6 protein-coding genes and 2 rRNA genes (1 of these 8 running past the window's edge) are annotated in these 10,813 nt (G+C 59.4%); 3 read left to right on the forward strand and 5 right to left on the reverse strand.

All coding sequences use genetic code 11. The features are described 5' to 3' along the window. Window positions 1-60: 60 nt before the first annotated feature. The 3 genes from mksB to mksF are packed head-to-tail and all read left to right on the forward strand — an operon-like array spanning window position 61 to window position 4,869. Window positions 61-1,341, forward strand: a complete 1,281-nt coding sequence (gene mksB, locus AC515T_RS24410; protein WP_258648284.1) for an Mks condensin complex protein MksB — start codon at window positions 61-63, stop codon at window positions 1,339-1,341. Beyond that, complete coding sequence (gene mksE, locus AC515T_RS24415; RefSeq protein WP_014340217.1) at window positions 1,331-2,032, forward strand: Mks condensin complex protein MksE; 702 nt, start codon at window positions 1,331-1,333, stop codon at window positions 2,030-2,032. The genes mksB and mksE overlap by 11 nt, the downstream gene beginning before the upstream one ends. Then, the gene (mksF, locus tag AC515T_RS24420; protein WP_003205592.1) at window positions 2,029-4,869 is read left to right on the forward strand and encodes an Mks condensin complex protein MksF; all 2,841 of its coding nucleotides are present in this window, start codon (window positions 2,029-2,031) and stop codon (window positions 4,867-4,869) included. The genes mksE and mksF overlap by 4 nt, the downstream gene beginning before the upstream one ends. A 206-nt stretch (window positions 4,870-5,075) precedes the next feature. Here mksF and AC515T_RS24425 read toward each other — a convergent pair whose 3' ends face one another. The 5 genes from AC515T_RS24425 to AC515T_RS24445 all read right to left on the reverse strand — a co-directional run. After that, window positions 5,076-7,379: a PqiB family protein gene (locus AC515T_RS24425; RefSeq protein ID WP_496530336.1), complete on the reverse strand. Its 2,304-nt coding sequence runs from the start codon at window positions 7,377-7,379 to the stop codon at window positions 5,076-5,078. Next, entirely contained in the window at window positions 7,372-7,995 is a 624-nt protein-coding gene (locus AC515T_RS24430; protein WP_496530337.1) for a paraquat-inducible protein A, read from the reverse strand. Before AC515T_RS24430 ends, AC515T_RS24425 begins: the two co-directional genes overlap by 8 nt. Beyond that, on the reverse strand, window positions 7,982-8,641 hold the full coding sequence (locus tag AC515T_RS24435; protein WP_496530338.1) for a paraquat-inducible protein A: 660 nt from the start codon (window positions 8,639-8,641) through the stop codon (window positions 7,982-7,984). Before AC515T_RS24435 ends, AC515T_RS24430 begins: the two co-directional genes overlap by 14 nt. A gap of 148 nt (window positions 8,642-8,789) precedes the next feature. After that, window positions 8,790-8,905, reverse strand: a 5S ribosomal RNA gene (rrf, locus tag AC515T_RS24440). 168 nt (window positions 8,906-9,073) lie between these two features. After that, window positions 9,074-10,813: ribosomal RNA gene (locus AC515T_RS24445) — 23S ribosomal RNA — on the reverse strand (it continues 1,152 nt past the right edge of the window).

Genomic DNA, 10,813 nt, shown 5'->3' on the forward strand with positions numbered 1-10,813 from the left:
CGCAGCTGGCTCGATGCAGTACAATCGCCGCTTTTAATTGCCAACCCGACGGCCATTGCGATGATCGAACCCAAGCGCGTCTTGCGCGCCCTCGCTGAACACTGGGCATTGCTGGAACCTTTGTGCGAGCACTTCGACCAGGGCACCCTGAGCCTCAACGAACTGCGTTCACAACTGGCCGCCCAACAACTGGACAGCACGCCCCAGGACATCACCAACCTGCTGGACGTGTGGATCCGCCTGGATATCCTCGTACCGGTGGCGAAAAGCCCGAACCGTTTCGAGCTCAACGCCCAGATCCATGATTTCCTCGCCTACCTGCGCCGCGAACACCGCCTGGGCCTGTGCCTGGAAATCGAAGCCTACCTGCGCCACCTCGAGCGCCTGGCCGGTTACATCCAGGACGCCTTCGACGTGCGTGACGGCAACGACCTGGCCCGCCAGCTGCGCCTGCTGGACATGCGCGTGCGCGACGTGCTCAAGAAACTCGCCAACGACGAACAGGCCCTTGTCGCCGTGGCCGAACGGGCCAAGACCAGCGACCGGCAGATCCCGCTGCGTCAACGCTACGCCGAAGTGCTGGCGACCTGGGACGAATACGTCGAACCGATGATCCAGTTGGTGAACGCCGACGGCGCCTTCGAGCAAGGCGTGCGCAAGGTCGAGAACGTGCTGTTGCGCATGCTCACCGAACAGCAGCGCCTCGGGCACCTGGTGGACGACGACATGCTGCTGCGCACCCACGCGCGCATCCTCGAGATGCAGACCAGCGCCCAGTTGACCCTGCGCCATGCCCGCGAACTGCTGCTGCCATTGCGCGAAGAAGCCCGCCGCCACAACGCCGTGACCCGTGGCGCCGCCCTGGCCCTGGCCGCCATTCGGCGCAAAGGCATCGACGCCGTGCCACAGGCCGCCATGCCACTGTTCACCCGGCCGCAGAGCACCTTCCTGGGCAGCGCCAGTCAGGTCGAGGCCTATGTCTACGCCCTGGCCCGTTTCGAGCCGAAACCGGCGCGCTTCCCCAAGTCCCACAAGACCCACAAGGGTGGCGAAGCGCCGCGTGCGCCACGCACCGTGCGCGAGATGGTCGAGCGTTGCGAAGACGCCCTGCCGATGCCGGACCTGATGACCTGGCTGCTGGAGCAGGAACCGGACGGCGCCACCGACGAATTGCTGTACTGGTTCTCGCGCCTGTCGCGGGAAAAACGCTTCAAGCGCGAGCGCCTGGAGCGCCGCGATTATCACACTCACGAGCATCAGGTCAGCCTGCGCTCCTTCGCCCTGCTCTCGGCCGGCGACACCGCCGCCGAGGATTCTGCGAGCATCCCCCATGCATCTTGATCTATCCGAACTGTCCCAGCTGGCGCCGATCTTCCGCGAGCTGTTCAAGGGCTATCACGTCAGCCGCCGCGACCCGGAGCTGTACGCGCAACTGTCGAACTTCCAGGACCAGTACCGCACGCTGTTCAAGGCCCTGGGCTTCGAGCTGGTGTGCGACACCCGTGGCTTCTATTACTTCGTGCCGGACCTGGCCGCCGCGGCGGTGAACAAGACCGCCCAGCGCCTGGCCCTGTTCACCTTCATCCTGGTGGAGCACCTGGCCGACCAGGGCCGCGACCCGATCGCCGTGCTCGACGGCGGCAGCCTGGGCCGCGATGAGCTGCCTTCGTTGCTGGAGAAATATCGCGACCTGTTCATCCAGGCCGAAGTGCAGACCCAGGAAGAGCTGGAAGAAAAAATCATGCGCCGCATGACCCAACTGGGTTTTGCCAGCGAAGAAAACGGTGTGTACCGCTTCCTGCCGCCGATGCACCGCTTCCTCGACGTCTGCCTGTCGGTCCAGCAGGACCGTGACCTGGCCGCCAGCCTGCACAGCGTGCTGCCGTTGCCGGCACCGGTATTGATCGACGAAGACAGCGACGAGAAGCTGCTGCAGACCGACGATCCGCTGGACCTCAGCGAATTCGAAGGTGAAAGCGAAGAAGACGCACTGGCCCGCGCCATTGCCGAAGAACAGGAGACCGACGCATGAGCAAGGAACGCTACGGCATCCGCCGCTTTGCCCTTTTGAACACCGCCGGCTACAGCCTCGGCTTGTTCCCGCTGGAAGAACCGCTGTCGGTGTACGGCGCGAACAACCTGGGTAAATCCGCCTCGATCAACGCCTTGCAGTTCCCGATCCTGGCGCGCATGTCGGACATGAGCTTCGGCAAGTACAGCCTGGAGCAATCCCGGCGTTTCTACTTTGCCTCGGACACCAGCTACATCCTGGTGGAAGTCGCCCTCCCCCACGGCCCGCACGTGATTGGCGTGGTCGGTCGCGGCCCGGGCGGCGGTTTCGGTCACCAGTTCTTTGCCTACGCCGGCAAACTGGACCTGGCCCATTATCAGAAAAATGACACCTGCCTGCGGCAGAAAGAGCTGTTCACCAACCTGGAACGCGAAGGCCTGAAAGCCTACGAACTCAAGCCTGATGAACTGCGACGCCTGCTGGTGGGTGGTCACACCTCGATCCCGCTGGACCTGACGCTGATCCCGCTGCGTTCCACCAGCGAGCAAAGCCTCAAGACCTTCCGCGCGCTATTCATCAACCTGCTGCACATGCGTGAAATCACTGCGGCCAAGCTCAAGCAACTGTTCCTCGATGCGTTCGAGCACAGCCTGCGCTCCGGCAGCGTGGACTACATCGCCGCGTGCGAAGAAGCCTTCCGCGACGTACGCCGCATGGAGCAGGACTACAACTCCCTCGTCGCCGCCGGCCCGCTGGTGGAAGCCCTGGCCAATGGCGTGAAGCAGCGCGATATCCTGCGCGGCAAATTGCATCGCCTCTCGCCATTGCTCGATTCGTTGCTGGGCACCTGGTCGGACTACGCCAGTGCGCGCAAGGAAGAGCTGACCATTCAGGCCGAACACTACCGCAACGAACAGGATTCGCTGCAGAACGACCAGCGTGGTGGCACCCAGGAGCTGATGCGCCTGGAGCGGGAAATCAGTGGCATCCAACGTTGGCTCGGCGAGCTGTCGGTGCTCAAGCATCGCTTTGCCCTGGTGGATGACGTCAAGGTCCTGGAGCAGCAACTGCTCGCCGCCAAGGACGCCCACGACGAACTGGCCGGTGCCCTGGCCCAGTCCCGGCAATTCAGCGCCGAAGACCTGGAAGAGCGCCTGCGGGACCTGGAAAAACGCTTGAAGTCGGTCAAGCAACAACTCGATCACGCCGACAACAACAGTTACGCCCGCCTGCGCGAAGAGTTCTCGCAACAGGACGTCGAACGCCTGATGCGCCTGTTCAACAGCGCCTTGTTCAGCCTGCCGCTGGGCGAACACGGCATCGCGCTGGACGAGAACGGCGAGTGGGTCAAATCCATGGAGCTGATCCTCGACGGCTTCAAGGGTGAGCGTTTCGAAGTGCCGGGGCTGTCCATCGACCTGTCCCACATCGAGCCGCCCGCCCTGCAGGCCCTGGCCGACCGTGCCGCGCTGCGCGACCAGAAAGAGCGCCTGGAAAAAGAACTCAAGCAGCTCAAGACTCAGCAAGCCGTGGCCGCCGACCGCGCCGCGAGCAAGACCCAGACCGAAGCCCTGTACCAACAGGTGCTGGATGCGCAAAAAGCCTTGGAAGACTTCCGCCGCAGCCAGACCCTGAGCGCCGAGGAAGGCGAGAAGCTCGAACAACTGGCGCAGATGGAAGCCGCCCAGGACGAACTCAAGCGCTCCAGCGATGCCTTCACCGAACGCGTCCAGCAGTTGTCCGCCAAGTTGCAACTGGTGGGCCGGCAGATCGCCGACATGGAAGCCAAGCAACGCACCCTCGACGACGCCCTGCGCCGTCGTCAATTGCTGCCGGCGGACCTGCCGTTCGGCACGCCGTTCATGGATCCGGTCGACGACTCCATGGACAACCTGCTGCCACTGCTCAATGACTATCAGGACAGCTGGCAAGGGCTGCTGCGGGTCGACGGCCAGATCGAAGCGCTGTATGCCCAGGTCCGCCTCAAGGGCGTGGCCAAGTTCGACAGCGAAGATGACATGGAGCGGCGCCTGCAACTGCTGATCAACGCCTATGCCCACCGCACCGATGAAGCCCTGACCCTGGGTAAGGCGCGCCGTGCGGCCGTGACCGACATCGCTCGGACCCTGCGCAACATCCGCAGCGACTACGACAGCCTCGAGCATCAACTGGCGCTGTTCAACCGCGAGATCAACAAGCGTCAGGTGTCCAACCTGCAGAGCTTCCGTATCGTCCTGGCGCCGAACAAGGAAGCGCTCAAGCACATCGACCAGATCATCCACAGTGCCGGCCAGTACGAGGAAGGCGAGACATTGTCGGTGTTCGACCTCAGCCAGAGCGCCGAGCAGGACAACAAGAACGAAGAGGCCAAGGAATACCTGGCGCGGCTGGTGGCCGCGAACCACAACCAGCTCGGTCTCAAGGACCTGTTCGAACTGGCGTTCGAGATCACCAAGGTCAACGGCCAGCCCGTGATCCACACCGACATCGACGGCGCGGCGTCCAACGGCACCACCATGACCATCAAGGCGCTGACCAACATGTACTTGTTGCTGCACCTGATGGACCGCGAACAGGCCGGCCGCGTGCGCCTGCCGTACTACCTGGACGAAGCGGCGGACATCGACGAAAAAAACCAGGCCGCATTGCTGGAGACCAGCCTGCAACTGGGCTTCGTGCCGATCCTGGCGAGCGTGAAGCCGCAAGTCTGCGCCAGTGTCGCCATCGACCTGGAAGGCGGCAGCGGCCCGAACGGCATCTACATCGACGAAGCGGACTGGAAATACATCCGGCGTCACGATGCGGTGAAGGCCACGGTGAATGTACAGGCCGATGAGCCGGAGCTGGATCCGGTGTGAGGTAAATAACCGGGCATGAAAAAGGCCGCGATCCAAATGGACCGCGGCCTTTTTTTATTGCGCTAGTTTTGAGTCTTCAGTGCGAGGGATGGCCTCATCGCGAGCAAGCTCGCTCCCACATTGGAATGTTTTGGATAGACGATCCTGCATCCCTGTGGGAGCGAGCTTGCTCGCGATGGCGCCAGAACAGACGAGCGCCATTCCATTTACTTACCGAGACTGATCTTCGGCGCCCAGGTCAGCCATTCGTCTTCAAACTTATCGAACAGCGGGAAGGTTTGCTGCGGCCGCGCCGGGGCGCCCATTCTTTCGCCATCCGGCGTTGCGAAGGCTATGCCACCCTGGATCAGCGTTTCCAAAGACTCGGTCCGCACCGTCGCCCCTTTGAACAAACCGAAGTCCAGACCGAAGCCACTGCTATTCCAGAAGCGTGTGCCACTGCGCACCAGCGGCGCATATTTGGGCTCGATCAGGATATGGACCAGCACCCGGTCCGCCGTCTGGCCCAATTCATAACCGGTGACCTTGCCCACCGTAATCTCGCGGTAGGTCACCGGCACACCGATCTTCAACGAACCACGGCGGGCCGCGCTCAGCACCAGGCTCAATCCCGCTTCGGGCACCGCGCTTTCCGGTGGGTTGGCCAGGGCCACGAAGCTTTTCTGTGGCCCGAGGTTTTTCGCCGAAGGCTGCACTTCAATGTATTGGCCTGTGACCAGCGTCTCCAGGTTGGAGGTCTTCATCAACCCCAACTCAGGCTTGACCACCCAGAACTGGGACCCGACCCGGGCGATGCGCTCCGGCACTTCGGTGATACGCGCCGTGAGCAGCACTGATTGCATGTCGGCGCTGAGATCGACATCTTCGATCTTGCCCACATCCAGGCCTTTGAAACGGATCGGCGTACCGCTGCGCAAGCCATCGGCGCGGTCGACCTTGATCGTCACGACCGTGCCCTTCTGCTGTGCGGCTTCGCGATCTGCATGCAAACGAAACCGTGGGATGCGCCTTTTCAATGGCACGTTCGGTTCCGGCGTTTCGAAGGCGATCCCGCCGGCCATCAGGCTTTGCAGGGACTCGCTCTTGACCTGTATGCCGCCGGTCAAGCCGCCCGTGAGGGTAACGCCGCTGGCGTTCCAGAATCGCGTCGAACCGTTGACCAGTCCTTCGTATTCCTTCTCGATATGCACGCCGATGATCAGTTGTTTTTTCTTGCGAGAAAACTGGTAGCTCTGCACCGATCCGACCTTGACCTGCTTGTAGAGAATCGGGCTACCGACCTCCAGCGATCCGAGGTTCTCCGTCAACAGGACCAGATGCAGTCCCGGTGAACGCAGGTCCAACGGTGGTGCCTTCGCCCTGGCTTCGAACTCGCGTTGCGGCGCTCCACCCTTGTCGCCGGGACGCACGGCAATGTAGTTGCCCTTGACCAGCGCCTCCAGTCCAGTGATGCCCGCCAGGGAAATCGATGGCTTGACGACCCAGAACTGAGCGCCGGCCACCAGATAATCTTCGGCCAACGGATCGAGGGTCAGCTCCGCGCTGGCGCTGGACAGGTCCGGGTCGACTTTCAAAGTCTTCAGGCTGCCGACCTGGATACCCTTGTACATCACCGGCGTACGGCCAGCCTGCAACCCTTCGAAGTCGCTGAGCTTGACCTTGACGCGAATCCCCGCGGCGGCGGCATCAAAATCTTCGTACAGACGAAACGGCAGGCTTGGGTCCGTAGGTGGGCTGTCTTTACGGTTTTCCGGCGTGGCAAACGCGATACCTCCCGCCACGATGCTGGCCAAGGACTCGCTGCGCACTTTGACGCCAGAGAGGTTGGCATCGATGCTGATGCCACTGGCGTTCCAGAAACGCGTGTGTTTACGCACCAGGCTGGCGTAGGTCGGCTCGATGAAGACTTTGATTTCGACAGTGCGCTGATCTTCGGACAGCAGGTAGCTTTTCACCTGACCGACCTGGATCTGCTTGTAGAACACCGGACTGCCACGGTCGAGCGAGCCCAGGCGGTCAGCCTTGAGGGTCAGGTGCAAACCCGGCTTGGCGTCCGACAGCGGTGGCTCTTCGGCCAAGGCCTTGAACTTGCGCGTCGGCTCGCCTTCACCCGGATTGATCGCCACATAGTTACCCGATACCAGGGTTTCCAGGCCTGTGATCCCAGCCAGGCTCACGCTCGGCTTGACCAGCCAGAAACGTGTGCCGGTCTTGAGATACTGCTCGACGTCCTTATTCATCTCGACGGTCGCGACCACCCCCTTGGAACTGCCTTCGTCATCGAGGGTGAGCGCCTTCACTTTACCGACCGTCATCCCTTTGTAGACGACTTCGGTTTTGTTGACCTGAATGCCCTCGCCACTCTCAAAGCGCACAGTGATCTCGATTCCGGTCTCGTTATAAGCCCGCCAGCCGAGCCAGCCGCCGATGATCAATGCGATCAGCGGCAAGACCCAGATGGCCGACCAGTTCGAAGCCGGTCGGGTTTTAGCGGTAGGCAAATCAGTCATGGTCGTTATCCGACTCCGTGTTATCCCAAATCAGTCGGGGATCGAAGGTTACTGCGGCAATCATTGTCAAAATCACTACGCTGGCGAAAGCAATCGCGCCGAGACCGGCTTCGACACTGGCGAGCCGGCCAAAATTCACCACCGCCACCAGAATGGCGATCACGAAAATATCCAGCATCGACCAACGACCGATGAACTCGATGAAACGGTACATAAAGATGCGTTGCCGTGCCGACATGGGCTGGTGCCGCTGCACGGAAAACAATAACAAGGCGATGCCCACCAGCTTGAAGGTGGGCACAAGGATACTGGCGATGAACACCACGGCAGCGATAGGAATCATGCCGTGGTGAACCAACTCGATGACGCCGGCCATGATAGTGCTCGGGGCGCCCTGGCCCAGCGAGTTGATGGTCATGATCGGCAGCATATTGGCCGGGATATAAAGAATCGCGGCCGTGATCAACAATGCCCAGGTGCGCATCAAGCTGTTCGGGCGACGGGGATGGACCAGCGCGCCGCAGCGAGTGCAGGTTTGTTGGTCGGCTTCAGCGTCCTGCCGATTCAATTCATGGCATTCCGTACAAACCAGAATGCCGGCATCAATCGCCCGCATGGGCATTTTCTCCTGATAACGCCTGCCAGATCTGATGCGGTGACATCACCACCTCCAGCCAGATCTGGACCAGCAACAAACTGATGAAACACACCAAGCCCAGGCCTACGGTGATAGCTGCCATGTCTGCCAACTTGACGATGGCCACCAGCACGCCCATGAGGTAAACCTCAAGCATTCCCCAGTCGCGTAGATGGTGATACATGCGGTACAGCAACAAACCGTAGCTACGGCCAACGTCCAAGCGAATGGTCAGCAGCACAGCCAACTGACAAAGCAATTTGAGTAACGGAATGCCCATGCTGCACAGGAACACGACCACCGAGACGCCTTGCATGCCAGTATCGAACAGACCCACTACCCCACTCCAAACGGTGTCCTGGGACGACTGCCCGAGCAGATTGAGTTGCATGATGGGTAAGAAGTTGGCCGGCACATATAACAGCAGGGCGGCGATCACCAACGCAAGACTGCGCTCGACTACATTGTGCCGGTGAGCATAAAGCTCATAACCGCAGCGGGGGCACTCGGCTTTTTCGCCGTGGGCCAGTTGAGGCTTGCGCATCAACAGGTCGCATTCATGACACGCCACCAGATCGTTCAAGGGTAGATCTGGCAACCTATCAGTGTCTGACGGATCGGGCATAAACAGCTCTGGCTCAGCTAAGGTGGGGCTATTCTAGTGCTCCAGCTCGAAAATAACTGTGCAAATTTATCACGAGCTCTCGCAGACTTTTATGACGGGCAAAACAAAACCCCTACCTGCGTCAGCAGATAGGGGTTTCGGAATTTAATCTTGACGATGACCTACTCTCACATGGGGAAACCCCACACTACCATCGGCGATGCATCGTTTCACTTCTGAGTTCGGGATGGGATCAGGTGGTTCCAATGCTCTATGGTCGTCAAGAAATTCGGTAGCCAGCGCGTGCCTTGCGGTCACGTTCCAGCGAATGGGTATGCGATAGTTTGGTGCTGTTTGTGAGTATCTCGAACTTTCGGTTCGTTTCGTCTTCACACACCGCAATCTGGTCTCCTTCGCCTTTGAGCTCGGAGTTACAAATTGCTTGGGTGTTATATGGTCAAGCCTCACGGGCAATTAGTACAGGTTAGCTCAACGCCTCACAGCGCTTACACACCCTGCCTATCAACGTCGTAGTCTTCGACGGCCCTTCAGGGGACTCAAGGTCCCAGTGAGATCTCATCTTGAGGCAAGTTTCCCGCTTAGATGCTTTCAGCGGTTATCTTTTCCGAACATAGCTACCCGGCAATGCCACTGGCGTGACAACCGGAACACCAGAGGTTCGTCCACTCCGGTCCTCTCGTACTAGGAGCAGCCCCTCTCAAATCTCAAACGTCCACGGCAGATAGGGACCGAACTGTCTCACGACGTTCTAAACCCAGCTCGCGTACCACTTTAAATGGCGAACAGCCATACCCTTGGGACCGGCTTCAGCCCCAGGATGTGATGAGCCGACATCGAGGTGCCAAACACCGCCGTCGATATGAACTCTTGGGCGGTATCAGCCTGTTATCCCCGGAGTACCTTTTATCCGTTGAGCGATGGCCCTTCCATACAGAACCACCGGATCACTAAGACCTACTTTCGTACCTGCTCGACGTGTCTGTCTCGCAGTCAAGCGCGCTTTTGCCTTTATACTCTACGACCGATTTCCGACCGGTCTGAGCGCACCTTCGTACTCCTCCGTTACTCTTTAGGAGGAGACCGCCCCAGTCAAACTACCCACCATACACTGTCCTCGATCCGGATAACGGACCTGAGTTAGAACCTCAAAGTTGCCAGGGTGGTATTTCAAGGATGGCTCCACGCGAACTGGCGTCCACGCTTCAAAGCCTCCCACCTATCCTACACAAGCAAATTCAAAGTCCAGTGCAAAGCTATAGTAAAGGTTCACGGGGTCTTTCCGTCTAGCCGCGGATACACTGCATCTTCACAGCGATTTCAATTTCACTGAGTCTCGGGTGGAGACAGCGCCGCCATCGTTACGCCATTCGTGCAGGTCGGAACTTACCCGACAAGGAATTTCGCTACCTTAGGACCGTTATAGTTACGGCCGCCGTTTACCGGGGCTTCGATCAAGAGCTTCGCGTTAGCTAACCCCATCAATTAACCTTCCGGCACCGGGCAGGCGTCACACCCTATACGTCCACTTTCGTGTTTGCAGAGTGCTGTGTTTTTAATAAACAGTCGCAGCGGCCTGGTATCTTCGACCGGCGTGGGCTTACGCAGCAAGTGCTTCACCCTCACCGGCGCACCTTCTCCCGAAGTTACGGTGCCATTTTGCCTAGTTCCTTCACCCGAGTTCTCTCAAGCGCCTTGGTATTCTCTACCCAACCACCTGTGTCGGTTTGGGGTACGGTTCCTGGTTACCTGAAGCTTAGAAGCTTTTCTTGGAAGCATGGCATCAACCACTTCGTCACCCAAAGGGTAACTCGTCATCAGCTCTCGGCCTTAGAATCCCGGATTTACCTAAGATTCCAGCCTACCACCTTAAACTTGGACAACCAACGCCAAGCTGGCCTAGCCTTCTCCGTCCCTCCATCGCAATAACCAGAAGTACAGGAATATTAACCTGTTTTCCATCGACTACGCTTTTCAGCCTCGCCTTAGGGACCGACTAACCCTGCGTCGATTAACGTTGCGCAGGAAACCTTGGTCTTTCGGCGTGGGTGTTTTTCACACCCATTGTCGTTACTCATGTCAGCATTCGCACTTCTGATACCTCCAGCAAGCTTCTCAACTCACCTTCACAGGCTTACAGAACGCTCCTCTACCGCATCACTTACGTGATACCCG

Source organism: Pseudomonas sp. FSO-7 (assembly GCF_059579345.1).